This window comes from Notoacmeibacter marinus (assembly GCF_002238045.1).
In the GTDB taxonomy this organism is placed as follows: domain Bacteria; phylum Pseudomonadota; class Alphaproteobacteria; order Rhizobiales; family Rhizobiaceae; genus Notoacmeibacter; species Notoacmeibacter marinus.
Genome location: NZ_NBYO01000003.1, coordinates 100,449 through 126,871 on the forward strand (window position 1 = coordinate 100,449; position 26,423 = coordinate 126,871).

Below are 26,423 nucleotides of genomic sequence, written 5' to 3' on the forward strand. Positions count from 1 at the left end.
GGCTACGCTCCTTGTGAGGAGATGATTGACCGATACAGGCTGGATTTCGCTTCGAGGACCGAATGGCTTCCGCGCTCGGCGATCGCGCCATCTGACAAGAGAAGCACGTATGAACATCTCTCGAGAACATGTTTGTCGTGCGACGCGACCACGACCGCCCCTTGTCGAGCCGCTGCCTTCAAAGAGTCGGCAACAGCCACGCTGTTGGTCAAGTCCAACGCACTGGTGGGTTCGTCGACCAGCAGGACGGAAGTCTGCCGGAAGAACGCTCTTGCCAGTGAAAGTCTTTGTGCTTCGCCGCCTGACAACCCCGACATTTCTATATCGAGGTGATCGTCAAGTCTTACAGTGAATGCACCCGCAGATGCCGCCGCCGCGGCTTGCCGCAGGGCGTTACCGTTTTGATCATAGTGTTCGTTCAGGGTGATATTCTGTCTGAAATCCACCGGGAATAGCGCGGCGGCTTGTGGCACATATGTGATTTTCTGCCGAAACTCGTCTTCGGAAAGCGTGCCGATCGCGGTCCCGAAATAGGATATCTCTCCGCCGTTCGGCTCGATTAATCTTCCCAAAGCGCGTAAAAGCGTTGATTTGCCGCTTCCGGATTCGCCCGCCAGACCAATCATCTCACCATAGGCCACACTAAAGGAAAGTCCATTGAGGATGTGCTTTGTGGCTGCCTCGCTCTCGCCCTCGTAATCCAGGCCCGATACTTCGATAACAGGCGTGTCTGGAGAACGCGCCTGCAAAGCCGACAGTCCCGAAGTTTGCGGATGATTATTGGGTCCTTGAGAGTGACGCAGGAACGACGACAGGCGCTCTATCGACACCATCCCTTTCATTATCGCCTTCGCCGATCCACTGATGTTTTCCAAGGGATTCATAATCATCGCGAAATACGCCAAAACCGCGAGGAACTGTCCTAACGTTATTTCCACATAGGCCGGACCCTGCTGGAGGAGCGACGGCAGGCACAAGATCCAAACCAGAAGAAGTCCAAAGATGTTGACCGTTGAAGTGATGAAAGCGAAGGTCGTTGATCTCAGGTGCGCTTTATTGGCAAGCTGCGTGACGTTCTGGCTTTTCCGATTGATTAGCTGGCTCGCCCACTGTTGGGCGCGGAAGGACACGATGGTTTCATATCCGCTCAGAGCAGAATTGATGAATCCGATCATCCTGTCGAATTTGGGCGATGCCGCAGCAAAGTAGGTCCTAACCCGGCGCCCGTTCATATAAAACGCGATCGAAAACACGGCGGATATCGCGATGATGATAATGCCCAATGTGCCGCTGATCGAAAAGACGACGATACAGAGGGTCGAGATCATGATCGATGATGCAACAATATCAACCAGGGCGAATCCGAACAGATCCCACAGAGATTCTATGTCCCTGCTAAACAACGACAGCATTTTACCACGATCTTCCTTGAGGACTGCCGAATGATGGCCGTCTCTGTGAAAAATCCTGTCGGTTAAAATCGTTCGCAAATAATGAGAAATAATCTCGCTACGAGAGGCGGCGACGTAGTTTGAGACCTCTTTCAGTCCTGAAGAGGTGAGCTGAATTAACAGATATACTATGACCAGCAGAAGTACATTCGCTTGCGATCCATCGGATTGGTAGGCCAAAACGTCGATGATTTTTCCGAAAAGCAGCGGTGCGAGCGCAGAAAGGACCGTCGACGCGATCACGAGCGACAGTGTTACCGAATAGGGCACCCAAAACTCGCGACCTATAAGGGCAAGCAGGCGAAGCTTCCAAACGCGCTCGACGTTGTTATGCTTCATTCAGATTAGCCAGCCTGAAAATGCGAGGCGGGTGTAGGCAGGCGTCCCATTTACGTTCGCACGGGGAATTCCATGGTTTGTTTCAGGTGAGGGGACAAACAGCACCGCCCGATTTGGCGTGGCTGGGATGATAGACTTCCTGCCAAGATAATCGAAAACCAGACCGGCTTGCTTCGTCTGCTTCCCTGCGTCACCGAAGTAGAGCAGCAGCGTGATTTGGTAGCGTGGCCCGCTGGGATCGTGATCCGTATGCGAGTCCAGAAAAGAAGGCGGTGTATATGCGGTTAGAGAAAAATTGGTTCGGTCCCATTTGCCGATCAGTTCTTTGATTACCGGATTCCATTCCTCGATCACGGCCGTCGAGATTCTCGCGATCAGTCCCGCGTCGTCATTCTCTTGGTGAAGCGAGTGGTACAAATAGCTGAAGCCAGAGTTGGCGCCGTTCGCTTGTTCGTCTAATAGGGAGCGAATTTTCAGGGTTTTGGAGGGCGGTTGGAGCGGTAAAACTTTCGCCTCCGCGGGCCCCTTGACCCTCGTGCGCCAGCCGTTTCCACCTTCCCATGACTGCAAAACCCGATCATTGAGCGCGCGGAAGGTGTCATCTGGAAGGAAATCATCGCGCGAAATAAAGCCGTTTGTCTCGAGCGCGGTTCGAACGCTCACTGCGTCACGCAACATCAGCCTTGCCCCTCTGCTCGATCAAAAGAACGGCTTCCAGTATGTGTGCATAGCGCGGAGCCCTCGACTTCATCGACTGCAGCACAAAATCTACCGAACGGCGCAGGATGAGATTCTTCGAAAAGCATATGGACGCGTCCTTATAACGGACGCTGTGCCACCAGTTCTCAGGAATCCACACCAGTTCGCCGGGACGTTGTTCGAAGGTCCACGATGGCTGGACACTCTCGATCACGGAGAGCTCGGGCCCCCAAAACGACCATTCCTTGCGACCGACAAACAGGAGGTTCCAGCTCGCGGTACCGAACATATCCTGGTGGGCTTTTACGGGTACGGACTTCTGTCCGATGATCGCCCACGCGAAACGGGGAATTGGGGTAAATTCATAAAGATCGAAAATGCATGACCGATCAGCATGCCCGTCAATGAGATGTCTCGTTACGTCATCGATGACGCTTTGGAGGGGCGCGGAGTGGCTGTCGTCTTTGCGGATTGGCCAATGAACAACGTTGCCGTTCAGCGCCTCTTCAGTTGGAGCGGCCGACTGGTTTTGCCACCATTTGGCCAACTCGTTGAGTCGCGATCGTCTAACGGAGCCGCCTCTACCGTCAGTGACCTCGATATCGGCATCGCCGAACTCACTAAAGAAGTCCGATGCACTGCGGTAAGGCAGCATATCGCAAATCGGCAGGCTGAGGCATGCAGGCCTCGTGTCGTCAAAATCTACTTTAGCCATATTACTCAGCCGCGTATGAACGCGCCGCTCCCTTAGTTGCGATCAGCCAGCCAAGCAGGGCCGTGCCCCGGTCCCCTCGTTCGCGGGCATCCTGAAAATGCCGCATGCTGAATTCAAACCTGCCCGTCTGAACGGCATCCTTGAATATCTTGATATGAGCGGGATCGTGTAACGACGCGTAGTGGCCTCTCGAATACACGTTCAGGCTGCCGTTATGGTCAATCAGTTGCAGGTTCGATGCATCCTCTATCTCGAACCAGGCCGCTTCGGATGGAAGAGGAGAAGCGTCAATCGGCGAAACTTCAATAAAATAGTTGTTGCTGCGATTGCGAGCGCGTGCGTGTTCAAGCAGATTTGCGAAACCGATCTCCTCAGCCTTCGCCCACACGTTGGCGAAGGCATCCGGATCGGGCCTGCTGCTAAAATCCTTGTAATAGTCGTCGGCTGATTCCTTCACATTGGCAAAGAGATCCAGGGCCGCCAGGGTAGCTGCCATTTGATGTTTGTGGTTCTGTCGTGTCAAAGCCAATGAGACCACAACGCTGACACCGTGCGGGCTGCGCCCCACGTGGTAGTAATCTGCAGGGAGGAAGAAGCATCCGCCGACCGGCATCGGGTGAGTTTGGGATCCGCTTGTCGAGACCGATTTTAAAGGCCGCGCCAGATCCCCGTTATAAGACGCCAGATAGTCCTCGCGTGGCCACAGAATCATCTCTTTTGCGCTTGGGCCGAGGTTGAAATGGAATACCCGATCCGTCGCATCATCGATATGCACGCCGAACGCAGTCTCGTCGTATTTACCGATGATCAGATGGTGCTCGATCGAAATTCCTTCTGGTTCAAACCGTCGAGCGAAATCGCCGATGAAACGCCTCGACGCCTCGCTGAGTTCATGCGACAGGAGGGCGGCAAAGTTAACGAAGATCAAAAACGGTTCCCCCTCGGTCAGTTCCTCCCATGCGACGCTGGCCAAAGTGGGAAAGCGGCTGACCTCGATGATGAATTCCTTTGCCTCAAAGGGCCCTAGCTGACGTCCATTCCGATAAATGCGGCATTTTTTGCTAATCTTCGAATCTGGTTCGTTGGCTAGCCTATCAAGGCATTCCTTCACCATCGCCTCAGTGTAGGGGTGGGTTACGATGCTCTCGCCATATGGTCGGCGAAACCGTTTGGTGGCATCGTAGAACTCGCTAAACAGCGCTGTCATTGGGATACCTCGAAAGTGCCTGTCTCAATGAAAAACTTCAGTAGGAGGAGTTTTGCCTTGACTGCTTCGCCCCCCCCAGGCAGAGCGGAAAGGAAACCTTTGACGTCGAATGTGTCGGCACGCAGAAGGGTTTCAAAGGTCGAGGGATCCAAGGCCCATTCGTAAACATGATGATAGCCGCGAGAGTAGACAATCGAGGTCTGTCTCAGTGCGGCAACCTCTATGCCGGCCAGTTTCGATCGTCGTAGGAGCGTCCCCTCGGAGATACCGGACATGTCAGCCGATCTTTTCGCGCGCGCGAACCGGAGAAAGTGATTAGACGAACTCCGCAGACCGTTAAGGCGGGAAAGATCCTCGAAAGTGACTACCCTCAGCTCGGCTTTCTTGGGTTCCGGCATCGCATCGAAAAAAGAGCCGAGGCTTTGCGCTTCCCTTGCCGCGGCTTTTCCGTCACTGACAATATCCACCACAATGGCGGCGGTGGTCGACAGCGTGCTGTTTAGACCCACGTGATATCGTTCCGAGGGCAGAACGAACGCCTCACCAGTCTTGAAGAAGAATCGTTCCGGAGCCGCTTTGATGGACGCTGGGTCTAGGATGTTACGGACTTTGCCAAACTGTTCGAGGATGTCCTGATTGCGCCAAATAGCCATACCCTTGTCGCCCGGCCCCAGATTGAAGAGGATTGTGCGGTGGCTTGCGTCGTCAATGTGCACTCCGAACGGCGTAGACCCATAGGCTCCAATAAAGAGCGTCACATCAAAAGTTATCTGCTGGCTGACATAGATCGACGCGATCTGGTGGGCGTGCTCGCTGCTTGCTTCCTGGAGGCGGTCGGACCACTGGAGCGAGCCGTTGACAATGAGACCGGCGTTTTCACCAAGTTCGGGTGTCTCGCCGCCGAAGGCGTCGGAAATCGATCTCTCGATCCTGTTCGGTGTCACGTCGTAACGCAGGAATTTTTCCGCGAGGCTGTAATCTTCCCGGCCGCCAACGTAGCCCCGGAAGTAATTGAGCTTCGATGGACCGTTGTCGCTCTTTGCTCCATGCAAAGCATCTGCAATATGATCAAAGGAGAGCGGAAACGTTTTGAGGCTTCGAACCAAGCGGGGTCCGATGAACTCGTGAGAATCTTGATATAATTCCCTCCACATTCCCGCTCTCCTTCTACTCAGGTCCGGGGACCGATGTCGCGACGCGGGCCGGCATCAAAGCCAGTGTAGTCTTCCGTATCGCCGGAGATTTCTTTCAAGGCGTCTTGAAACGCCTTGTCGTCTTGCGGCGATGGCTTCTTGTTTTCAGTTTGTGTGGGACGCTCTTTCAACTGGGTATCGGACATTCTGTCATTCCTTTTCAAGTTAGCAGCGGACATCCAAATTATTGGACGTCCTGGACACGCACTTTGCGTAAACTCAAGCGTGTGCTTGAGAACAACACCGTGATGTAATATTATAACATAATTATGCCGAAAGCTCTGCTAGATTGCGACGCGGGCGTGTACAAGACCTAACAGACTGTTATTCCTCGAAAAAAATTTTTGACACCCGCATCGGAGCAATTGGCTTGCGGGCCCCTGCGGTCAGGACCGTCGAAAGCGAGGCCGCAATCGCAGCCAGGAAAACCTGTCAATCCGGGTATCAGGGCTCAACCTGATCGTCACTGGAACACGATCTACACCGGTCGCGTCGTCGATGCCCTGCGCAGTGCCGTCGGCCGCATCTGCGCTGCAATCATCCTCTTTCGTCTCACGCGATGGCGGACGTCCGACCCCAGTCGCTCCGTTGCCGAAAAAGTTCCGAGTGCCGCTCCGAGAATGCGAGAATCGAGCTGAATTTGGAATTTAGAGGGCTATGGCGTAGACATAGTACTCATTTTCATCGTTCGTAGCCCGCCACACCGACAGCCGGCTGTATCGGTCAACCGCCGATGCCGACGAGACCAACAGACCCAGCCGGCCGATGAATCGGTCTGTTCATACGCCTTCTGTCTCGGCCATCAATTGTGCATTGCCGCCCGCCGCCGTCGTGTCGATGCAAAGATGGCGCTCATAGGCGATATGAGCGAAATCGGGCATAGCGCCGATCAACGGCACGATAGGCCCTCGCCTTTCGGCCAGCGCTCGTGCGTAAGTGCGGGCGCGATCTTCATCCCCCCACCAGATGACGCCGGAAACCCCTTCAATCACGGTGAGCATTGTCGGTTCGATTTCGCCTTCGGCGACAACGGCACAGCCGCCCAGCGCCTCTACGGCCTGCTTCTGTTCATTCGCCGCGTTCCTGCCTGGTCCAAGGCAGAGGACAGGTGGCCGGGTGATATAGCGCAGGCGGTTGCTCTCGCCGGTCGGCCCAGGCAGGTCGACCACGCCGATCTCTCTGCCGTGCGCAGCTTTTATCAACGCTCGCTGTAATTCCTCGCGATCGGCCGGTCCGTTCCATGCACCGCCCGCAACTGCGGGTGCCATCTTCGTGAAACGATGAAGGTAATTCGGCCCGCCGGCCTTTGGTCCCGTTCCGGAAAGCCCCTCGCCGCCAAATGGCTGACTGCCGACAATGGCGCCAATCTGGTTGCGGTTCACATACGCATTGCCCACTTCGATACGGTCTGTGACCGTCTGGACGCGCCCGTCGATACGGGTATGCAGACCGAAGGTCAGGCCGTATCCCGTGGCGTTGATGGCGTCGGTAACCGCATCGATCTGCTCCGCCGAGAAGGTGCAGACATGCAGGACGGGCCCGAAGATTTCACGTTCCAGATCGCCGATCCCATTCACTTCGATGAGCGCCGGGCCGACAAAGGCTCCATTGCCGGGAACGGTGCACTGCTTGATAAGACGCCCATCCTCGGCAGCCCGGTCGATATAGGACTGGATCTCCTCTTGGGCCGTCTGGTCGATGAGCGGGCCGATATCGGTCGAGAAGGACCAGGGATCGGCAATGGTCAACTCATCCATCGCACCGCCGAGCATCTCAAGAAGCGTGTCGGCAATATCTTCCTGGAGGTAGAGGCAGCGCAATGCCGAGCAACGCTGACCGGCAGACTGAAAGGCGGAGGCCACGATGTCCCGGACGGCCTGTTCCGGCAAAGCGGTGCTATCGACGATCATCGCGTTCAGCCCGCCGGTCTCGGCGATAAGTGGCGCATCCGGCGCGAGACGGTCCGCCATGGCCTTTCGGATGGTCAGCGCCGTGTCCGTCGATCCGGTAAATGCAACTCCGCCAACCCGTGGATCGGATGTCAGCGCCGCGCCGATCGATCCACCCTCGCCCGGCAGAAACTGCAGGACCTCGCGTGGCACGCCTGCCTCGTGCAGAAGACGAATGGCGTGTGCGGCAATCGCTGGCGTCTGCTCGGCGGGTTTGGCCAAGACGCCATTGCCGGTTGCAAGGGCCGCGGCGATCTGTCCGGTGAAAATCGCCAGCGGAAAATTCCACGGGCTGATACAGACGAACACCCCACGTGCGGGATGGTGGTTCTCCAGCGCTCTTGCCGAATAATACCGTAGAAAATCCACCGCTTCGCGAAGTTCGCCGATGGCGTCGAGGATTGTCTTGCCTGCCTCTTTGTGGAGAATCGCGAAGATGACGCCGAAATCGCGCTCGTAGAGGTCCGATGCTTTTCTTAGAATCGCAGCCCTTTCTTCAGCCGATGCGTCCCAAGGCTGCGCGGCGGACAATGCGCTTTCGACATCGTCCAGACTGGCGTCGACGACGGTTCCGATGACATCGCCGGTGGCAGGGTTTTGCCGTTCCCTAGACTTGCCCACCCCCGATTGTCCGACAATGATGGGCGCTGCGGAAAAGATGGCCGCTTCCTTGCGAGCGGCATCGATCAGCGCCAGGCCGGTCTCGGTGTTGATCTCGTATCCGGCAGCATTGATCCGCTCCGGCAGGAAGAGTTCCGGGCCTCGTCGGATATGATCGTTTGGAATGCTCCCGGCGTTCTGAAGACTGTCGAACGGGCAGGCTGCGACCTCCTCGGGCGCCACCTTCTCATCGACGATCTGATTGACGAAGGACGAGTTGGCACCGTTTTCCAGAAGCCGCCGCACAAGATAGGCCAGAAGATCGCGATAGGCGCCGACAGGCGCATAGATACGGCACTGCGTGTTTTCCGCCTGCTTGACGATCTGGTGCAGCCGATCACCCATGCCGTGAAGGCGTTGGAACTCGAAACTCTCCTTTGCGATATTGCGCGCCATGCGCAGGATCGCCGCCATGGTATGGGCATTGTGCGTAGCGAATTGCGGATAGATCCGGTCGCGCATCCGCAGCAGTTTGCGTGAATTGGCCAGATAGGCGACATCGGTCGACGCCTTGCGGGTAAAGACCGGGAAATCGTCCATGCCAGCCATTTGCGATCGCTTGATCTCGGTATCCCAGTACGCCCCTTTCACCAACCGAACGGTGATTTTACGATCCAGACGCTTTGCCAGCTGATAAAGCCAGTCGATGGTGATTTCGGCGCGCCTGCCATAGGCCTGAATCACAACGCCGAAACCGTCCCATCCGGCGAGCGCATCGTCTTCCAGAACCGCCTCGATCACTCGCAGGGAGAGCTCGAGCCGGTCGGCCTCTTCAGCATCGATGTTCAGATTCATATTGGCAGCCGCCGCTTGTCGCGCCAGTGCCGCCACCACGGGAACGAGTTCGGCCATGACGCGGTCGGCATGAGCCACTTCATAGCGGGAATGAAGCGCAGAAAGCTTTATCGATATGCCAGGGTTTCTTCGGAAGTCGTTATGAAAGCAGCGCTTTCCGATTTCTCTGATCGCGCTTTCATAGCTTTGTCGGTAAGCGTCGGCATCGGCGCGTGTCATCGCCGCTTCGCCCAGCATGTCGTAGGAATAGGTATAGCCGTCGGCTTCGGCATCTCGAGCGCGAGCCAGAGCCTTCTCGATCGATTCGCCCAGCACGAACTGATGGCCCATCTCCTTCATGGCGCGCGCAACGGCGGTGCGGATCACCGGTTCGCCCAAACGCTTGATCGCGCCACGCAGATGGCTGGCGATGCCCGGACCGCGATCGTCCAGCACGTGGCCGGTAATCAGCAGGGCCCATGTCGATGCGTTGACCAGGCTCGATGCCGACTTTCCGAGGTGACGGCCCCAGTCCGAGGGAGCGATCTTGTCCTCGATCAGATCTTCGATGGTCTGGACGTCGGGCACTCGAAGCAACGCTTCGGCAAGACACATCAGCGCGATGCCCTCATCGGTGGAAAGGCCGTACTCGGCTAGAAAAACCTCCATCAGGCCGGGGCGTCCACCCTTCCTGATCTTTCGCACGAGGTCAGCCGCATGGTCGACAATCGCCTTGCGGTCGGACCCATCCAGTTCGGCGGTTTCCATCAATCGTTCGATCAAGGCCGGTTCGGGCGCGTATTTCATCGCCTCGATATCGGAAAGTCGAATGGTCTCCACCGGCATGATCGGCTCCTCACATTGAAAGACCCCCGAGAATAGCCTGTCCATTCCAGGCGATGTGCCTAAAATGACCACCACGGCAGACCGATTGGACAGTATTATGCAGAATATCGAACCGAATGGCGAAATTGCACTCGATTGGGCGGATCGGGCTATCCTGGACGAATTGTCCAGGGACGCCCGGCTCAGCATGACCGAACTGGCCAAACGGGTCGGTCTGTCCAAAACGCCAGTATCGAGCCGGGTCCGACGAATGGAAGATGCCGGCGTTATAACCGGTTACCGCGTCGGACTGTCATGGCAGAAGCTTGGGCTCGGCCACATCTGCTTCGTAGAAGTCCGCCTGACCGATACGCGGCAAAAAGCCCTGCAGGCCTTCAACAAGGCCGTGAAGGACATTCCAGAAGTCGAGGAATGTCATATGATTGCAGGTGGTTATGACTATCTTCTAAAAGTTCGAACGAAGAATATAGAGACCTTCCGTTCGATCCTTGGCGAGTGCATATCGGCACTGCCCCATGTCGCGTCGAGCTCCAGCTATGTCGCCATGGAGGCCGTAAAGAGCGGCTCCTGACGCCGCGCCGGATCAGCCCGGCAACAACACCGAGGCGCCTACCGTTTCCCGCGCTTCCAGCGCACGATGCGCTTCAGCGGCATCCTTCAGGGCAAAGCGCTGGCCGATCTCGATGGTTACCGTCCCGTCAGCCAGCCAGCCGAACATCTGCGCTGCGGCCTCCTCCAGCGATGAACGGTCGGCAATATAGTGATAGAGCGTCGGGCGGGTCACATAGATCGAACCCTTCTGAGATAGAAGGCCGAGATCGAACGGGTCCACCTTGCCGGACGACTGGCCGAAACTGACCAGGAGCCCGCGCGACCGCAGACAATCGAGCGATTTCATGAGGGTCGCCTGGCCGACGCTGTCATAAACGACATCGCAGAGCGCGCCATCGGTCAGCGCCTTTACTCTCTCGGCAAAATCTTCGTTGTTGTAATCGATCAGTTCGTCGTAGCCGTGCTCTCTGGCCAGGTCGTGTTTACCTTTGGAAGCCGTCCCGATGATGCGGGCTCCAATATGGCGCGCGATCTGCCCGGCGATCAGTCCGACGCCACCGGATGCCGCGTGAAACAGAGCTGTGTGTCTGGAACTCAGCTCATGAGTCTGACAGAGCAGATAGCGCGCGGTCAGCCCTTTGAGCATGGCGACCGCCGCCGTTTCGTAGGACACCCCATCGGGGATCGCCACCGCCCGATCCGCCGGCAGGTTCCGCTCTTCGGCGTAACCACCGAGACCGATCGTATATGCGACACGATCTCCGGTCGCGAAGCGTTTGACGCCTTCTCCGATCGCAACAACTTCTCCGGCGCCCTCATTGCCGGGCGTAAAGGGCGGCGTGGCGGGATAGAGACCGCTTCGAAAATAGGTATCGATAAAGTTCAAGCCGATTGCGTGGTGGCGTATGCGAATTTCTCCAGGACCGGGATCGGAGATGGGAACCTCCTGCCATACCAGCGCGTCCGGACCGCCTGTCTGTTCGATAACGATTGCATGATTGGCCACGGCGACACTCCCTGTTTGGAAGGCAGCTAGCGCCACTGCATATCCAATCAAGAATGCCGTTTGCAGGGCGCCATCGCGCACCATATGGAAGAAGCGATATTCACATGAAAGGCGCCAGGATGGAAACGTATGACCGCATTGCCGTGATCGGCACGGGACCGGCCGGTCTCATAGCCTCGCTCTGTCTGGCGCGTGCGGGTCATGCGGTGCGACTGATCGGCCCAGCCGTCGATCACGACGATCCGCGAACCACCGCGCTGATGCAACCGAGCCTGGACGTTCTGACACAGGTCGGAATGCGAAGGCCCGTTGAAGAGAACGGCGCGCCGCTGAAGGTCATGCGGATCGTCGATGGCACGTCACGACTGATCCGCAGTCCGGCGGTCGCATTTTATGCGTCCGACATTCAGGAACCGGCTTTCGGTTTCAACATTCCGAACGCCGTGCTGAACAGGCTTCTGGACGAAGCCGTGTCACAACAACCGTCAATCAAGCGGACGGTGGCAAAAGTGGAACGCTATTCGCCTGCGGAGAGCGCCGTTCGAGTGAGGCTCGACAATGGCGAGAATTTGAGTTGTGGTCTCGTTATCGGCGCAGATGGGCGGCATTCGAAGGCGCGCGAGGCGGCCGGAATCAGTCAGGAGCCCGCGGCGCTTCCGCAATCGGCTCTCGTGCTCTGCTTTGGGCATGACGTCTCGCACGATTACGTCTCGACCGAAATTCACACCGAAAGCGGGCCGTTTACCCAGGTTCCCCTGCCCGACCGGCACCGGTCCAGCCTGGTTTGGGTCGTGCCGCCGCATCGTGCCGGCAAACTGATGAAGACCGGCGACGACGAGCTCGCCCGGATCATCGAAGAGCGCATGCAATCCATGTTGGGTAAGATAACGGTTGATGGACCGCGTGCCGCCTTTCCGCTCAGTACGGCCCTGCCGCCGAAATTCGGTGATCGCCGGATCGTGTTGGTGGGTGAGGCCGCGCATGTCTTTCCGCCCATCGGCGCACAGGGTCTTAATCTGGCCGTTCGCGATGTCGCCGATCTCGCAGGACTGCTGCCGCCGTACGAGGCCGATCCCGGCGGGGCGGATATGATTGCGGCCTACAACCGGGCCCGGCGATCCGACATTCTGATGCGTTCCGCGGCGGTCCGTTCGCTCAACCGCTCGCTTCTGTCCAGCATGCTTCCAGCGCAGATGGCGCGCGCCGTCGGTCTGGACGTTCTGAGACGGGTCGGCCCGTTCCGAGACTTTTTCATGCGCGAAGGCATGGCGCCCGGCAGCGGTTTCAGGGCCATCCGGCGCGATGTTCGCGATGCCTTACGGGAACAGATCGACCGGTACCGACCCCGTCCGCATCAGCCACAGGATCGCCGTCACCGTCACCACTGAGGCCGCCGTCGTTACGAGAACGGATGCCGAAGCTCGCTCGGCCCAGACATTGTATTGCTGGGCAAGAACGAAGACGTTGGTTGCCGTCGGCAGGGCAGCCAGAAGGATAGCGGACTGAATCCAGACCGGGTCGAAATTGCCCATTGCGCTGAGCACCACCCAGCAGAGCAGCGGATGGACAACAAGCTTCAGCGGAACGATGAGCGACAGCTCTACCGGAACGCGGCGCAGGGGTCGCAGCGCAAGCGTGACGCCCATGACGAAGAGTGCGCAAGGCGCGGCGGCATTGGCCAGATAGTCGAGCAGGCGTTCAACGGCGAGTGGCGGCGTCGCTTCCAACGCGGCCGCTCCCACGCCGACGATGGTTGCGAGAATAAACGGATGAAGCAGAATGCGCTTCACCACATCGAAAGCCAGCGCACCCGGCGAGCGGTCCACGGTTCCCGATAGCGCCATCAAGGCCGGCACGATGGCGAAATGGAGCGCGTTTTCGAACGCGAAGATCAGGGCGACCGGCACGGCGGCGCTGGCGCCGAACGCCAGCAGCGCCAGGCCCGGGCCCATATAGCCGATATTACCATAGGCCGCCGCCAGTCCAGTTATGGTGGCACGGGGGATCGCCCGATAGCGCCATAGCGAAACCGCGAACATGAAACCGAAGATGATGTAGGTGCTAGCCGACGAGCCGACGATGTAGCTCCATTCGGTCAGTTTCTCGATCGGGGTTTTCGAGAGGAGTTGGAAGAACAGGGCCGGCAGAGCGATGTAGATGATGAAGATGTTCATCCATCCCAGCGCTTCGACCGGCTGGCGGACGATCTTTCCTGCGCCATAGCCAAGAACGATCAGGCCGAAGAACGGTAGAACGAGTGCGAAGATTTCGGCCATTTTCTACCGGTTCATGGGGTCCGTCGGGTAAGCGCGCCCGTAAGGGCCGCGCGTTCGGAACTGCACTGCACCAGATGAACGGCCGCTGGCAAGGGTCGGGGACCATGGTCGGCGGGCGGCAGTGCCTCGTCAACGAGCTGGTTTTGGTGGTGTAGCCCACCATTGCAAACCGCTTCGCACTGCACCAGATACCCCCTTCAGAGATGAAAGGCCCAACAGGTGCAAAAAGACGCACGTTTTCACATCGGACAGATCGTCAGACATCGTATCTTCCCGTTTCGCGGGGTTATCTTCGATGTGGATCCTGTCTTCGATAATACCGAGGAGTGGTACGAAGCCATTCCCGAGTCCATTCGTCCCGCGCGCGATCAACCCTTCTATCACCTGCTCGCGGAAAATGATGAAACAGAGTATGTCGCCTACGTCTCCGAACAGAATCTTCTGGCCGACGATAGCGGTTTGCCGCTCCGCCACCCACAGATCGCGGACTATTTCGAGATCACAGGAGACGGGCAGTTTCGCCCGCGCGACATCCCTCTCAACTAGCTCTCACAATTCGGTGGAATAAACAAAAAACGGAGCCAGAGCGGCTCCGTTTTCCCGACGTTGAATGCAGTTTGCGGTTTGCGCGATCAGTTGGACTGACCGGAATCCTGCTGCTTCTCACGGAACTTCTTGACCCATTCCTCGCGCTTCTTCTTCAGCTCTTCGCTCTGCGCGTTCTGCTTTGCGGCAAGCGTGGAGGCGTCGATCGGTTCGCCGTCATGGGCAGAAGCAAAACCGCTCAGCGTGACCGAAACCGGTGTCTTTTGACCCATCGGATTGAGCGAAATGACCGTCAGCTTTCCACCTTTGCGGAAGGCATCGATCTGCTTGTCGGTGATCGGCGCCTGCGCGATGCACATTGGCGAGGGACGAAGCGGGCAAATCGTGAAATCGAGCTTCTGCATCTGTCCGCTATCGACCTGAAGGCCGACACCGGCGGAAAGGACGCGTTCGGGCGGAAGCACGACGCGAATGCCCTGCTTGGTCTCAGAACCCTTCGTCAGTTCCTCGATATAGATCGCCGTTACCAGCTGGCCGCTGCCCTGGGCGATCTGGACGAACTGCGTCTGGCAGCTCTTCTGATCGGCCTTGTCCTGGCAGAGCTTCGTCCACTGGTTCGGACCCGGCGCTTTGGGGGCATCCTGCGCCATTGCGATGGCAGGAAGCCCGAGCATGCCGGCGGCAAGCACGAGACACCGCGCGGTGTTGGTCAGTGCTGTCATGTTTTATCCCTCTGAAATCGAAACCGACGCTTCACTCGCTGCCTCATGCGCGACAAATCGGTACAGTCCCGTGTTTCCCGATCAAATTGGGCGATAGAATGACGTGGCGCCGCCCAATTTGTGCCGTGGCGATAGGCTGATAGTTTGGCGATACGCGAATCCCCGTGCCGGCAAGGTTTCCATGATCAACATCCGTAGAATACGCAAGCATTTTCGTTTTTCGACCATCGGTCCTTGGGGTTTGGCGGCCGCCATGGGTCTATGCTCCATGCTACTTGCCACGACGGTCCGGGCCGAACCCTCCCATGCCATCGCCATGCATGGCGAGCCTGCCCTGCCCTCGGATTTTACGCACTTCCCCTATGCCAATCCCGATGCGCCGAAGGGTGGCCGTATCACCTACGGCCTGCCGGGCACGTTCAATTCCGTCAATCCCTTCATTATTCAGGGCGATGGCGTACGCGGGCTTAACGATCTCGAAGTCGGTATGAACGTGTTCGAACCGCTCATGGCGCGTTCCTTCGACGAGCCGTTCACGCTTTATCCACTGGTCGCCGAATCGGTGGAGACCGATGCGGAACGGACATTCGTGGAGTTTCAACTCGATCCGCGTGCCGCCTTCTCCGATGGCAGGCCGGTGCGGCCCGAAGACGTGATCTTCACCTTCGACCTTCTCGCCGAAAAGGCCAATCCGCGCTACAAGCGCCTGCGCGACAAGATCGAAAAGATCGAGAAGACCGGCGAGCGGGGCGTCCGCTTCACGCTCGACCCGGAACTGGGCGACCGTGAACTGCCCCTCATCATCGCTATGGTACCGGTTCTGCCGGAACATGCGATCGACCGCGAAAGCTTCGACAAATCGACGCTCGAGCCGATCATCGGCACTGGCCCCTATACGCTGAGCGACGTGCGACCGGGCGAGCGAATCACGCTGATCAAAAACCCCAATTACTGGGGAGCTGACGTTCCGTCCAAAAAGGGTTTCGATAATTTTGACGAGATCCGCATCGTCTATTTCCGCGATCAGACGGCGCGCTTCGAATCGTTCAAGAAGGGGGAGATCGATGTCCAGATCGAGGCAAGCCCGTTCGCCAACGCCGATCCGGCGCGCTGGACCAAGCGCTACGACTTTCCCCGTGTCCAGTCCGGCGAGGTGAAGAAATCGACATTCCAGTCTGCCCTGCCCTCCGGTATGCGCGGTGTTGTCCTCAATACGCGGCGGCCGCCTTTCGACGACCCGAAGGTGCGGCGGGCGATTACCAATCTGTTCGACTTCGACTGGATCAATCGCAACATTTTCGATAACGCCTATACGCGGATCGGAAGCTATTTCGACAATTCCGTGCTGAACTCGCAGACAGCGCCGCCGACCGACGCCGAGCGCGCCCTGCTCGGCTCCTATGCCGATCAAATCCTCCCAGACATTCTGGCCGGCCAGTGGACGCCGCCCACCTCGGACGGAACGGGCCGCGATCGCAATTTCGTCCGCAACGCGCTGACACTGTTTCAGGAGGCCGGCTACAAGTTGGAAGGGCGGCAACTGACCGGGCCGGACGGCAATCCCCTCTCGTTCGAGCTGATGATCGACGGCAGCGATGGCGAAATGATCGCGCTATCCTGGCAGAAGACGCTTGCGCTACTCGGTATACGACTCGATCTGCGCAAGGTGGATACAGCCCAATATTTCGAGCGGCGCAAGCGCTTCGACTATGACGCTATTATTCACTTCTACTCCTCATCGCTTTCGCCTGGCGCTGAGCAGATTGGCCGCTGGTCTTCGCTGGCAGCGGACGCGGAAGGCTCGTTCAATTTTGCCGGAGCCAAGGATCCAGCGGTCGATGCCATGATCGATGCGATGCTGGCGGCCAGCACGCGAGACGAATTCGAAGCGGCGGTGCGGGCCTATGACCGGGTCCTGCTCTCTGGATTCTATGTCGTTCCGTTCTATTTCATGGGCGAACAGCGCGTCGCGCACGATGCCGATCTCGCCTATCCGGAGCAGACCGCTCTTTACGGATTTCAACTGCCGACATGGTGGCGGCAAACTGCGGCGGACCAGTAAATTCGCAAGGAACCCGATCTTGGATCAGAGCCCACCCAGCTCCATCAATCCACTCATTCTCGACATCGTCTCGGATGTGGTCTGTCCATGGTGCTACATTCACTTCCGCTATCTGGAAAAAGCACGGCAGTCGCTGCCCGATCTGCCGCTGGCCATACGCTGGCGGCCGTTTCAGCTTGATTCGACGATCCCCAGCGGAGGCATTGCCCGTTCGGACTATCTCATCAACAAGTTCGGCAGCCAGGAGCGGATCGAGCAACTCTACGATACTGTTGCCAAGGAGGGTGAAAGCGCCGGTATCGATTTCGCGTTCGACAAGATCGAAATCTCGCCGAATACGCTGGACGCGCACCGTGTGTTGCATTGGGCCGGCACCGAGAATCTCGACATTCAGCACCGGTTGGTCGAACGGCTCTTCGTGATTTTCTTCGAGGAAGGCGGCAATTTGGCCGATCATCAAACGCTCGCCGCAGCGGCCGAAGAGGCCGGGATGCAAAAGGATGTCGTGCTGACGCTTCTGGCTGGCGATGCCGATCGGGATCTCGTTCTGGAAGAGATCGTGCAGGCCAATGAAATGGGTGTGCAGGGGGTTCCGTTCACGCTGATCGAACAACGTTACGGTCTGTCTGGCGCGCAACCGCCCGAAACGCTGACGGCAGCCCTTCGAAACGTCGCGGCGTCCCTTAAGAATAACAGCCCGAGCCTGAATTAGCCGGAGCGCGAGCTGCCATTGGCAAGAGTTTGAGCGCTCATTACGCTGCCTCGGCGTCGCCATCCGCCATCTTGGCCAGTTGCGCCATGATGACGGCGCTCCCGGACAAACGCTTATCCGGCGTCGGCAGATCGCGAACGAAGACGATCGACTGGTCGGGGCGCAGTTTGGCCATCGCGCCCTGCCGACCAATATGCTGGACCAGCGCCGCCGGGTTGGCGAATTCCTGGTTGCGGAACGCGATGACCACGCCTTTCGGCCCCGCCTCAAGTTTCTCGACATTGGCCTTGCGGCAAAGCGCCTTGATGTAGACGACCTTTAGCAGATGCTGAACTTCTTCGGGCAGCGGTCCGAAACGGTCGATCAGCTCGGCGCCGAACCCATCAATCTCGTGAGGCTCGGTCAGGTCCGCCAGACGGCGATAGAGGCTGAGGCGCAGATTGAGATCGGGAACGTAGCTTTCGGGAATCAGCACTGCCGTGCCGATGGTAATCTGCGGCGACCAGCTGCCGGAATCGGCGTCATCCTCGCCCTTGATCTCCGCAACCGCCTCTTCCAGCATCTGCTGGTAGAGCTCATAGCCGACCTCGCGAATATGGCCGGACTGCTCTTCGCCGAGCAGATTGCCAGCACCGCGTAGATCGAGATCGTGGCTTGCCAGTTGGAATCCCGCGCCAAGCGTGTCGAGGCTCTGCAGCACTTTCAGCCGCCGCTCGGCCTGCACTGTCAGCTTCTTGCGCACCGGCAAAGTGAGCAGCGCATAGGCCCGCTGCTTGGAGCGGCCGACACGGCCGCGTATCTGGTAGAGCTGCGCAAGGCCGAACATATCCGCCCGATGGACCACAAGCGTGTTGGCCGTCGGCACGTCGAGACCACTTTCGACGATGGTGGTCGACAGCAGAACGTCATACTGGCCGTCATAGAAGGCGTTCATGACGTCATCGAGTTCGGTCGGCGGCATCTGTCCATGCGCCACGGCAACTTTAAGTTCCGGCACATGCTCGTCGAGAAACTGCTTGACCTCGTCAAGGTCAGAGATGCGCGGCACGACGTAAAAGCTCTGGCCGCCGCGGTAACGCTCGCGCAGCAACGTCTCGCGTACCACCATCGCGTCGAAGGGCGAAATGAAGGTGCGAACGGCCATGCGGTCCACCGGCGCCGTGGTGATCAGCGACAATTCGCGAACGCCCGACAGCGCCAGTTGCAGCGTGCGCGGAATCGGCGTCGCCGAAAGCGTCAGAACATGGACGTCCGAGCGCAGCTCCTTCAGACGCTCCTTGTGCTTGACGCCGAAATGTTGCTCCTCGTCGATGATCAGCAGGCCCAGACGCTTGAACGTCACGCTCGAGCCGAGCAGCGCGTGCGTGCCGACGACAATGTCGACACTGCCGTCGGTAAGACTCTTCTTCGTGGCCGCCAGTTCCTTGCCGCCAACCAGACGGCTCGCCTGGCGGACCGTGACGGGCAGGCCGGCAAAACGCTGACTGAAGGTGCGGAAATGCTGCCGCGCGAGCAATGTCGTCGGTACAACCACCGCGACCTGAAACCCTTCCAGAACGGCCGCGAACGCGCCGCGCAGAGCGACTTCCGTCTTGCCGAATCCGACATCGCCGCAGATCAACCGATCCATGGCCCGGCCGGAGGACAGATCGTCCAACACGGCGTCGATGGCCATCTGCTGGTCCTCAGTCTCCTCGTAGGGAAAGCGGGCGGCGAATTCGCCGTAGAGACCTTCGGGAGGCGTCAGGCGAGGCGCCGCCTTCATCTCGCGTTCGGCAGCAATTCGGATCAGCTTGTGGGCCATGTCCAGAAGGCGTTTTTTCAGCTTGGCTTTGCGCGCCTGCCACGCGCCGCCGCCCAGCCGGTCGAGAGCCGCATCGGTCCCCTCCCCGCCATAACGCGACAGAAGCTCGATATTCTCGACCGGCAGGAACAGCCGGCCATCGCCGGCGTAATGCAGCTCCAGGCAGTCGTGCGGAGCGCCAGCCGCCTCGATGGTCTTCAGCCCGATGAAGCGGCCGATGCCGTGCTCGGAATGGACGACCAAGTCGCCGGTCGAAAGCGAAGACAGTTCCGATATGAAATCGGCCGCCTTGCCTTTGCGCCGGCTTTTGCGAACCAGCCGATCGCCCAAAAGATCCTGCTCGGCGACGATTGAAAGATCGTCGCTTTCGAAGCCGTTCTCGATCGGCAAAACAGTCAAACCGATCGTCTGACCGTCCAGCCCCATAGCACGGTCGAGAGCATCGACCGGTTTCGTGCCGCCAAGCCCGTGCTCTGTCAGAATGCCCGACAGGCGATCGAGCGACCCATCCGTCCATGCGGCGACGAGAACGCGCTTCGACTGACCGCGGAGCGACGCCAGGTGCCTGACCGCGGCATCGAACACGTTCGCGTCCGGTTGAGCTCGCTCTTCAGCGAAGTTGCGACCGCGTTTCACACCGGCATGAGCGACTCGCCGTCCTTCCGTGAAGGGTTGATCGAAGGGTGTCAGGTCGATCCGTTCGCGCGCCGAACATCGTTCCTCGATTTCGGCCAAGGTCATGTAAAGACGCTCCGGCGGGAGCGGGTGATAGGGCGTCGACTGGCCGGAGGTTTCCATGCCTCCCGACTTGCGACTCTCGAAATGATCCGCCACCTGCTTTTCGCGCTCTTCCAAGGCTTCGACAGCCAGATGATCGAAGACGACCATCGCCTCCGCCAACAGATCGAACACTGTTTCCAGCTCGTCGTAGAAGAGCGGCAGCCAATGCTCCATGCCGGCGAACCGACGACCTTCCGAGATCGACTGATAAAGCGCATCGTCGCGCCGCGGCGCACCGAACGCTTCGATATAGCCGCGCCGGAACCGGGCGATGGAATCGGGCGTCAGGGTCACTTCCGAGACCGGCTGCATGGTGAAGCTGTCGAGCTGTTTCGAGGTTCGCTGCGTCGCGGGGTCGAAACTGCGCACCGTTTCCAGTTCATCGCCGAAGAAGTCGAGCCGGACCGGCTCTTCCGCGCCCGGTACGAAGAGATCGAGAATGCCGCCGCGCACAGCGTATTCGCCCACTTCGCGCACTGTGACCACCCGCTCGAAACCATCCGATTCGAGGCGGCGGATCAGACTGTTCATGTCGAGCGTCGAGCCCGGCCGGGCTTGAAAAATCTGCTCGGCCAGAACCTTGCTAGGCGGTATCCGTTGAAGAATTGCGTTGGCGGAGGCAAGAACGATCGCAGGACTGCCATCGTTTGCGATGTTGGTGATAGCGCCCAGTGCGTCCAGCCGCCGCGCTGCAGCATCGGCGCCCGGCGATACTCGATCGTAAGGCAGACAGTCCCAGGCCGGCAACGTGACGATCCGCGCCTCCGGCGCGGCGAACCGCAACGTGTTCTCCAGATCCGGCAGACGGTTGCCGTCCCGCGCGACAAATAGGATCGGGCGCGTACCCGCCGCAGCGACCAGTCGAGCCAGCGCAAAGGGTTCGTAACCGTCTGGAACACCGTCCAGAATAACGCGCGCGGTGCCGGCAGGCAGGGCTATATCGGAAAGAAAGGCCATGCGCTCAGCCAATTCTCTGGCGGCGGTGGGCGATGATGGAAGCGAGAAGCGGTCCGCCCCATTGCGGCGGGATGGCGCGCTCTCCCATCACCCAGCGGTAGAGATCCTGGTCGTTTTCGCTCATGAGCGCCTCGAACTGATCGAGCCTCTCGTCGTCGAGATCGGCTATCCGCTCATCGGCGAACGGCCCCAAAATGAGATCCATTTCGCGCATACCGCGGTGCCACGCACGGAACAGGAGCTTCTTGCGGCGCGGATCGTCGATCGACGCACTGCTGATCTTTGTGCCACTCATTGTCCGTACCCTCTGGAAATCGAAGTCTGCCATATAGGCCCCGCAACGGGCTCTGTCAGCCACCGCGATCGTCTCTGGCAATGTCCCCAAAGAAAAATCCTTCGGCGCTTTTTCAGTTGGACGCGACGGTTATATTGCCGTCATGCGCCCTTCCCTGCTCGATCCTCTTTTTGCGCCTGCCACGAGCCTACCCGGTGTCGGTCCGAAAGTGGCCGAAGGCATTGCCAGGATCGTACCATCGACCGGCTTGGACGACGAAGCGCGGATCGTCGATCTGCTGTTCTGTCTTCCGAGCCGCGTGATCGACCGGCGCGATGTCACCACCATTGCCGACGCCATTCCCGGCACCATCGCGACGCTGCGCCTTCGCGTCGATCGCCACCAACCAGCGCCCCGGGCTGCAAAGAACGCGCCTTACCGGGTGTTCTGCCAGGACGAAACGGGTGAGATCGCTCTGACCTTCTTCCGTGCCCATGGCGACTGGCTGGTGAAACAGTTGCCGGAGGGCGAGATGGTGATGGTGTCAGGCAAGCTCGACTGGTTCAATGGACGCGCCTCCATGGTTCATCCCGACGCCATGGCGCGGGAGGATGCCGGCGGCCTTCCGCCCATCGAAACAGTCTATCCGGGAACGGCAGGGCTCGCTCCCAAAACGTTACGCAAGGCCATCGGCGCGGCGCTGGAGCGGCTGCCGGATTTGCCCGAATGGCGCGACCGGTCCGTCAATCGGGACGACCTTTCCGAAGCGCCGCCTACCTTTCGGAATGTGCTGGAACGGCTCCACGACCCCGAAGAGCCCGACGATATTCTGCCAGAAAGCCGCGCTTGGCGTCGTCTGGCACGCGATGAGTTTCTGGCGGGACAATTGGCCATTGCGCTGGTCCGGGCCCGTCTCAAGCGGCATGGCGGGCGATCCTTCATCAGCAAAGGCGCTGGCCCCGACGCCATCGAATCGGTTCTACCCTTCAGGTTGACCGAAGGCCAGAAGACCTCGATTTCCGAAATTTCGACCGATCTGGCCAAGCCGGAAAAGATGTTGCGGCTTTTGCAGGGCGACGTCGGTAGCGGCAAGACCGTGGTCGCGCTGATGGCGATGGCCCATGTGGCCGAGGCAGGCGCGCAATCGGTTCTCATGGCGCCGACGGAAATTCTGGCGCGCCAGCATCACGCGACCATCGCCCCCATCGCCGAGGCAGCCGGACTGACCGTCGCCATCCTGACCGGACGCGACAGCGCCAGCGCGCGGCAACCGGTTCTCGACGGGCTTGCCAGCGGTTCCATCGACATTTGCGTCGGAACGCATGCGCTCTTCCAGCAGGGCGTGACGTTCCACGATCTGGGCCTTGCCGTCGTCGACGAACAGCACCGGTTCGGCGTTCACCAGCGGCTGGCGTTGTCGGCAAAGGGTCTCAATCCGGACCTGCTGGTGATGACCGCGACACCCATCCCCCGAACGCTGGTTCTGACTGCTTTCGGCGACATGGATGTCTCGCGGCTTACGGAAAAGCCGGCAGGCCGCCAACCCATCCAGACCGCCAGCCTGCCCGTGGAACGGCTGTCGGAGCTGGCGGGACGATTGGAAAAGGCCGTCGCAGACGGTCGGAAGATCTACTGGATCTGTCCGCTGGTGGAAGAATCGGAGCAAAGCGATCTCGTCAGCGCAACCGAGCGGCATGAGTGGTTGAGCGAACGGATGGGCAGCGCCAATGTGGGTCTCATTCACGGGCGAATGAGCGGCCCGGAGAAGGACGCGGCGATGGCGGCGTTCAAATCCGGACAGACGCGCCTTCTCGTCGGAACGACCGTCATCGAGGTCGGCGTCGATGTGCCCGACGCTTCCATCATCGTCATCGAGCATGCCGAACGGTTCGGATTGTCGCAGCTCCATCAGCTGCGGGGACGGGTCGGCCGCGGCGCCGAGGCATCGTCCTGCGTGCTTCTGTTTCGTGGACCGCTCAACGAAGTGGCGGAGGCCCGCCTGAAGGTCATGCGCGAGACCGAAGACGGCTTTCGCATCGCCGAAGAGGATCTACGGCTGCGCGGCGAAGGCGACCTTCTCGGCACCAAGCAATCCGGCACGCCCGGATTCCGCGTGGCGCGACTGGACGCTCACGCCGATCTTCTTGCCGAGGCGCGCGAGGAAGCCCGGCTGATCCTGGCTACCGACCCGGAACTGTCGGGACCACGAGGCGAAGCCCTGCGTATTCTGCTTTACCTCTTCGGTCGGGACGAAGCGGTGCGGCTGCTCCGTTCGGGTTGAAATATCAGGCTGCGTCCGCATCGGAGCGCGGCTTTTCGGACAATTCGGCCAGCGCCTCGAGCGCCGGCGTCGTCTCCATCTCATCGGGCGAAACGAGGCCCCCTGAAATAATCAGTTTGGCAGCGTCTTCCACTGACATGTTGAGGATGTGGACATCCTCATGCGGCACCAGAAGCAGAAAGCCGGATGTCGGATTGGGCGTCGTCGGTACGAAGACTGCAAGTGACCCCTCGGGACCGCCCGTCACCTCCCTCACTTCACCGCGCGATTCGGTCGAGACGAAGCAGAGCGCCCACATGCCCGGACGGGGATATTCGATCAGCGCCGCCTGCTGAAACGAATTGGTCTTGTCGCTCAGCACGGTCTCGAGAATCTGCTTCAACGCCTTGTAGATGTTGCGGACGAGGGGCATTCGATTGACGAAGTGCTCGCCGAAGCGAAGGATCGCCTTGCCGATGAAGTTCGCAGTGAGAAACCCGATCAACGTAATGCCGACAAGCGCCAGTATCAGCCCAATTCCAGGAACGGGAAACGGCAGATAGGTGTCCGGGTTGTAAACGCTGGGAATGAGCGGTTTGATCAGCCCGTCGACCCATTCGACGAAGCTAAGCGCAATCCAGGCGGTGATCGCAATCGGCGCCAGAACGACGAAGCCTGTCAGGAAGTAGGTACGGAGCCGGCTCATGGGGACTGACGACAGGCCTTTTGTTCAGGGTGCAGCGCAGAATTTAGGATGGTTCGGCCATCCGTTCCAGTGCTGTGGCTATTCCACGGTGACGCTTTTTGCCAGATTTCGAGGCTGATCGACATCTGTGCCCATAAAAACGGCCGTGTGATAGGCCAGGAGCTGGATCGGCAGAGCGTAGATGATCGGCGCGATGAAGTTCGGCACATCCGGCATGACGATCGTCTTGAGCGTATCGACGCTGGAAGCAGCCGCGCCCCTGACATCGGTTATCAGAATAATCTTTCCACCTCGCGCCGCGACCTCCTGCATGTTCGAGACCGTCTTTTCGTATACTGCATCGAACGGCGCGATCACGATCACCGGCAGATCCTCGTCGATCAGGGCGATGGGACCGTGTTTGAGTTCGCCGGCGGCATAGCCTTCCGCGTGGATATAGCTGATTTCCTTCAGCTTGAGGGCGCCCTCCATCGCCAAGGGAAAGGCAGTATCGCGACCGAGATAAAGGACGTCCGAAGCATGGGCGAGATCGCGAGACAGGCCGACGATCTCCTGCTCGACCTTCAGCGCCTCGGTCATCAGACGCGGCAGCTCCATCAGATCGTGGACCATTTCGGCGATGGCCTCATCCGACAGGGTGGCCCGGGCCTTTGCGGCATGAACGGTCAGTGAGGCGAGCGACGCCAGCTGACAGGTGAAGGCCTTCGTCGAAGCTACGCCGATTTCCGGGCCTGCGAGAATAGGAAAGATCGTGTCGGCCTCGCGGGCGATGGTCGACTCGCGAACATTGACAACCGCGCCGATCGTCAGCCCCTCGCCCTTGCAGTAACGGAGCGACGCCAGCGTGTCGGCTGTTTCGCCGGACTGCGAAATGAAGAGCGCGGCGTCGCCCTTGTCGAGCGGCATCTCCCGATAGCGAAACTCCGAAGCAATATCGATATCGACCGGCAGGCGCGCATAGCGCTCGAACCAGTATTTCCCGATCAATCCCGCGTAATAGGCGGTGCCGCAGGCGCTGATGGACAGGCGGCTTATCGAAGCGAAATCGATGGCCGAGTCGATCTGTTTTGGCGCGCCATTCGCCAGATCGAGATAATAAGCGAGCGTATGAGCCACGACTTCCGGTTGCTCGATAATCTCTTTCTGCATGAAATGGCGATAATTGCCCCGGTCGACGACGACGGCGCCGGTCGTGCTCTTCTGCGCCTGTCGCGCGACGGTCTGGCCGTTCCCGTCGAAGATCTCGGCCCCGGATGAACGGATCACGGCCCAGTCGCCATCTTCGAGATAAGTAATGGAATCGGTGAAAGGCGAAAGCGCGATGGCGTCGGAGCCAATATACATCTCGCCCTCGCCATGGCCGATCGCCAGGGGCGGGCCGTTGCGCGCCGCGATCAGAAGATCGTCCTCATCCTCGAACAGCATCGCGATGGCGAAGGCACCGCGTAACCGGCCGATCGCTTCGTGGGCGGCTTCGGTCGGGGTTCTACCCGCCGCAACCAGGGACGAGACGAGATGGGCGACGACTTCCGTGTCTGTCTGCGAGGCGAATGCGTAGCCGGCACCCTTCAGCTCGTCGCGGAGTTCGGCGAAGTTCTCGATGATACCATTGTGCACAATGGCGATCTTTGCCGAGAAATGGGGGTGGGCGTTGGTCTCGTTCGGCACGCCATGCGTCGCCCAGCGCGTATGGCCAATGCCGATATGGCCCGCAAGGGGCTCTTCGTTCAGTTTCGCTTCGAGGTTTGCCAGTTTTCCTTCGGCGCGGCGGCGGTCCAGCCTCCCCTCTTCCAAGGTGGCGACCCCGGCAGAATCATAGCCCCGATATTCCAGGCGCTTCAGCGCATCGACAAGAAGCGGCGCAACGGGCCGCTTACCGATAATTCCAACAATGCCGCACATGGCGCCTCTCAAACTGCTTGTCCACGTCGCC

20 protein-coding genes are annotated in these 26,423 nt (G+C 59.3%); 6 read left to right on the forward strand and 14 right to left on the reverse strand.

The features are described 5' to 3' along the window. Positions 1-2 precede the first annotated feature (2 nt). The 7 genes from B7H23_RS12790 to putA all read right to left on the reverse strand — a co-directional run bounded on the left by B7H23_RS12790 (position 3) and on the right by putA (position 9,833). Complete coding sequence (locus B7H23_RS12790; RefSeq protein WP_094077864.1) at positions 3-1,790, reverse strand: ATP-binding cassette domain-containing protein; 1,788 nt, start codon at positions 1,788-1,790, stop codon at positions 3-5. Next, the gene (locus B7H23_RS12795; RefSeq protein ID WP_094077865.1) at positions 1,791-2,468 is read right to left on the reverse strand and encodes a 2OG-Fe(II) oxygenase; all 678 of its coding nucleotides are present in this window, start codon (positions 2,466-2,468) and stop codon (positions 1,791-1,793) included. Continuing rightward, positions 2,458-3,204, reverse strand: a complete 747-nt coding sequence (locus tag B7H23_RS12800) for a cupin domain-containing protein (RefSeq protein ID WP_094077866.1) — start codon at positions 3,202-3,204, stop codon at positions 2,458-2,460. Before B7H23_RS12800 ends, B7H23_RS12795 begins: the two co-directional genes overlap by 11 nt. Position 3,205: 1 nt before the next feature. Then, positions 3,206-4,411 (reverse strand): hypothetical protein, encoded by a 1,206-nt coding sequence (locus tag B7H23_RS12805; RefSeq protein WP_094077867.1) that lies wholly within the window; start codon positions 4,409-4,411, stop codon positions 3,206-3,208. Beyond that, positions 4,408-5,565, reverse strand: a complete 1,158-nt coding sequence (locus B7H23_RS12810) for a hypothetical protein (protein WP_094077868.1) — start codon at positions 5,563-5,565, stop codon at positions 4,408-4,410. The genes B7H23_RS12805 and B7H23_RS12810 overlap by 4 nt, the downstream gene beginning before the upstream one ends. 17 nt (positions 5,566-5,582) lie before the next feature. Further along, the gene (locus B7H23_RS16065; RefSeq protein WP_158215838.1) at positions 5,583-5,750 is read right to left on the reverse strand and encodes a hypothetical protein; all 168 of its coding nucleotides are present in this window, start codon (positions 5,748-5,750) and stop codon (positions 5,583-5,585) included. 633 nt (positions 5,751-6,383) lie between these two features. After that, positions 6,384-9,833: a bifunctional proline dehydrogenase/L-glutamate gamma-semialdehyde dehydrogenase PutA gene (gene putA, locus B7H23_RS12815; protein ID WP_094077869.1), complete on the reverse strand. Its 3,450-nt coding sequence runs from the start codon at positions 9,831-9,833 to the stop codon at positions 6,384-6,386. Positions 9,834-9,930: 97 nt separating this feature from the next. On the opposite strand from putA, the gene B7H23_RS12820 reads away from it, so the two are divergent. Continuing rightward, positions 9,931-10,404, forward strand: coding sequence for an Lrp/AsnC family transcriptional regulator (locus tag B7H23_RS12820; RefSeq protein ID WP_094077870.1), 474 nt, complete (start codon positions 9,931-9,933; stop codon positions 10,402-10,404). A gap of 12 nt (positions 10,405-10,416) precedes the next feature. Here B7H23_RS12820 and B7H23_RS12825 read toward each other — a convergent pair whose 3' ends face one another. Next, complete coding sequence (locus tag B7H23_RS12825) at positions 10,417-11,391, reverse strand: quinone oxidoreductase family protein (protein ID WP_240535104.1); 975 nt, start codon at positions 11,389-11,391, stop codon at positions 10,417-10,419. A 119-nt stretch (positions 11,392-11,510) separates the two neighbouring features. On the opposite strand from B7H23_RS12825, the gene B7H23_RS12830 reads away from it, so the two are divergent. After that, entirely contained in the window at positions 11,511-12,779 is a 1,269-nt protein-coding gene (locus tag B7H23_RS12830; RefSeq protein ID WP_094078374.1) for a UbiH/UbiF family hydroxylase, read from the forward strand. Here the strand turns inward: B7H23_RS12830 and B7H23_RS12835 are convergent. Then, entirely contained in the window at positions 12,708-13,667 is a 960-nt protein-coding gene (locus B7H23_RS12835) for an AEC family transporter (protein ID WP_094077872.1), read from the reverse strand. The two genes, B7H23_RS12830 and B7H23_RS12835, sit on opposite strands and share 72 nt — an antisense overlap. A gap of 219 nt (positions 13,668-13,886) precedes the next feature. On the opposite strand from B7H23_RS12835, the gene hspQ reads away from it, so the two are divergent. Then, entirely contained in the window at positions 13,887-14,213 is a 327-nt protein-coding gene (hspQ, locus tag B7H23_RS12840) for a heat shock protein HspQ (protein ID WP_094077873.1), read from the forward strand. An 86-nt stretch (positions 14,214-14,299) separates the two neighbouring features. On the opposite strand, the gene B7H23_RS12845 is transcribed toward hspQ, so the two are convergent. After that, positions 14,300-14,935, reverse strand: coding sequence for an invasion associated locus B family protein (locus B7H23_RS12845; protein ID WP_094077874.1), 636 nt, complete (start codon positions 14,933-14,935; stop codon positions 14,300-14,302). A gap of 268 nt (positions 14,936-15,203) precedes the next feature. On the opposite strand from B7H23_RS12845, the gene B7H23_RS12850 reads away from it, so the two are divergent. Both B7H23_RS12850 and B7H23_RS12855 read left to right on the forward strand, forming a co-directional pair. Further along, positions 15,204-16,997: an extracellular solute-binding protein gene (locus B7H23_RS12850; RefSeq protein WP_240535105.1), complete on the forward strand. Its 1,794-nt coding sequence runs from the start codon at positions 15,204-15,206 to the stop codon at positions 16,995-16,997. 19 nt (positions 16,998-17,016) lie between these two features. Continuing rightward, complete coding sequence (locus B7H23_RS12855) at positions 17,017-17,709, forward strand: DsbA family oxidoreductase (RefSeq protein WP_240535106.1); 693 nt, start codon at positions 17,017-17,019, stop codon at positions 17,707-17,709. Positions 17,710-17,749: 40 nt separating this feature from the next. Here the strand turns inward: B7H23_RS12855 and mfd are convergent, their stop codons facing one another. After that, entirely contained in the window at positions 17,750-21,250 is a 3,501-nt protein-coding gene (mfd, locus tag B7H23_RS12860) for a transcription-repair coupling factor (RefSeq protein WP_094077876.1), read from the reverse strand. A gap of 4 nt (positions 21,251-21,254) precedes the next feature. Continuing rightward, entirely contained in the window at positions 21,255-21,545 is a 291-nt protein-coding gene (locus tag B7H23_RS12865; protein WP_094077877.1) for an FAD assembly factor SdhE, read from the reverse strand. A 142-nt stretch (positions 21,546-21,687) separates the two neighbouring features. Here B7H23_RS12865 and recG point away from each other — a divergent pair, with 142 nt between their 5' ends. After that, positions 21,688-23,805: an ATP-dependent DNA helicase RecG gene (gene recG, locus B7H23_RS12870; protein WP_094077878.1), complete on the forward strand. Its 2,118-nt coding sequence runs from the start codon at positions 21,688-21,690 to the stop codon at positions 23,803-23,805. Positions 23,806-23,809: 4 nt separating this feature from the next. On the opposite strand, the gene B7H23_RS12875 is transcribed toward recG, so the two are convergent. Both B7H23_RS12875 and glmS read right to left on the reverse strand, forming a co-directional pair. Then, positions 23,810-24,490, reverse strand: a complete 681-nt coding sequence (locus B7H23_RS12875) for a DUF502 domain-containing protein (protein WP_114391148.1) — start codon at positions 24,488-24,490, stop codon at positions 23,810-23,812. Between the two features lie 78 nt (positions 24,491-24,568). Further along, a complete protein-coding gene (gene glmS / locus B7H23_RS12880; protein WP_094077879.1) occupies positions 24,569-26,392 on the reverse strand; it encodes a glutamine--fructose-6-phosphate transaminase (isomerizing) in 1,824 nt (607 codons plus the stop codon). Positions 26,393-26,423: the final 31 nt, after the last annotated feature.

Excerpts from the sequence above, each read along its gene's own strand:
- B7H23_RS12865 (WP_094077877.1), bottom strand. The coding sequence starts at position 21,545 with ATGAGTGGCACAAAGATCAGCAGTGCGTCGATCGACGATCCGCGCCGC.
- B7H23_RS12875 (WP_114391148.1), bottom strand. The coding sequence starts at position 24,490 with ATGAGCCGGCTCCGTACCTACTTCCTGACAGGCTTCGTCGTTCTGGCG.
- mfd (WP_094077876.1), bottom strand. The coding sequence starts at position 21,250 with ATGGCCTTTCTTTCCGATATAGCCCTGCCTGCCGGCACCGCGCGCGTT.
- putA (WP_094077869.1), bottom strand. The coding sequence starts at position 9,833 with ATGCCGGTGGAGACCATTCGACTTTCCGATATCGAGGCGATGAAATAC.
- B7H23_RS12805 (WP_094077867.1), bottom strand. The coding sequence starts at position 4,411 with ATGACAGCGCTGTTTAGCGAGTTCTACGATGCCACCAAACGGTTTCGC.
- B7H23_RS12800 (WP_094077866.1), bottom strand. The coding sequence starts at position 3,204 with ATGGCTAAAGTAGATTTTGACGACACGAGGCCTGCATGCCTCAGCCTG.
- B7H23_RS12795 (WP_094077865.1), bottom strand. The coding sequence starts at position 2,468 with ATGTTGCGTGACGCAGTGAGCGTTCGAACCGCGCTCGAGACAAACGGC.
- B7H23_RS12820 (WP_094077870.1), top strand. The coding sequence starts at position 9,931 with ATGCAGAATATCGAACCGAATGGCGAAATTGCACTCGATTGGGCGGAT.
- B7H23_RS12850 (WP_240535105.1), top strand. The coding sequence starts at position 15,204 with ATGCTACTTGCCACGACGGTCCGGGCCGAACCCTCCCATGCCATCGCC.
- B7H23_RS12845 (WP_094077874.1), bottom strand. The coding sequence starts at position 14,935 with ATGACAGCACTGACCAACACCGCGCGGTGTCTCGTGCTTGCCGCCGGC.
- B7H23_RS12790 (WP_094077864.1), bottom strand. The coding sequence starts at position 1,790 with ATGAAGCATAACAACGTCGAGCGCGTTTGGAAGCTTCGCCTGCTTGCC.
- recG (WP_094077878.1), top strand. The coding sequence starts at position 21,688 with ATGCGCCCTTCCCTGCTCGATCCTCTTTTTGCGCCTGCCACGAGCCTA.
- B7H23_RS12810 (WP_094077868.1), bottom strand. The coding sequence starts at position 5,565 with ATGTGGAGGGAATTATATCAAGATTCTCACGAGTTCATCGGACCCCGC.
- glmS (WP_094077879.1), bottom strand. The coding sequence starts at position 26,392 with ATGTGCGGCATTGTTGGAATTATCGGTAAGCGGCCCGTTGCGCCGCTT.
- B7H23_RS12835 (WP_094077872.1), bottom strand. The coding sequence starts at position 13,667 with ATGGCCGAAATCTTCGCACTCGTTCTACCGTTCTTCGGCCTGATCGTT.
- B7H23_RS16065 (WP_158215838.1), bottom strand. The coding sequence starts at position 5,750 with ATGTCCGATACCCAGTTGAAAGAGCGTCCCACACAAACTGAAAACAAG.
- B7H23_RS12830 (WP_094078374.1), top strand. The coding sequence starts at position 11,511 with ATGGAAACGTATGACCGCATTGCCGTGATCGGCACGGGACCGGCCGGT.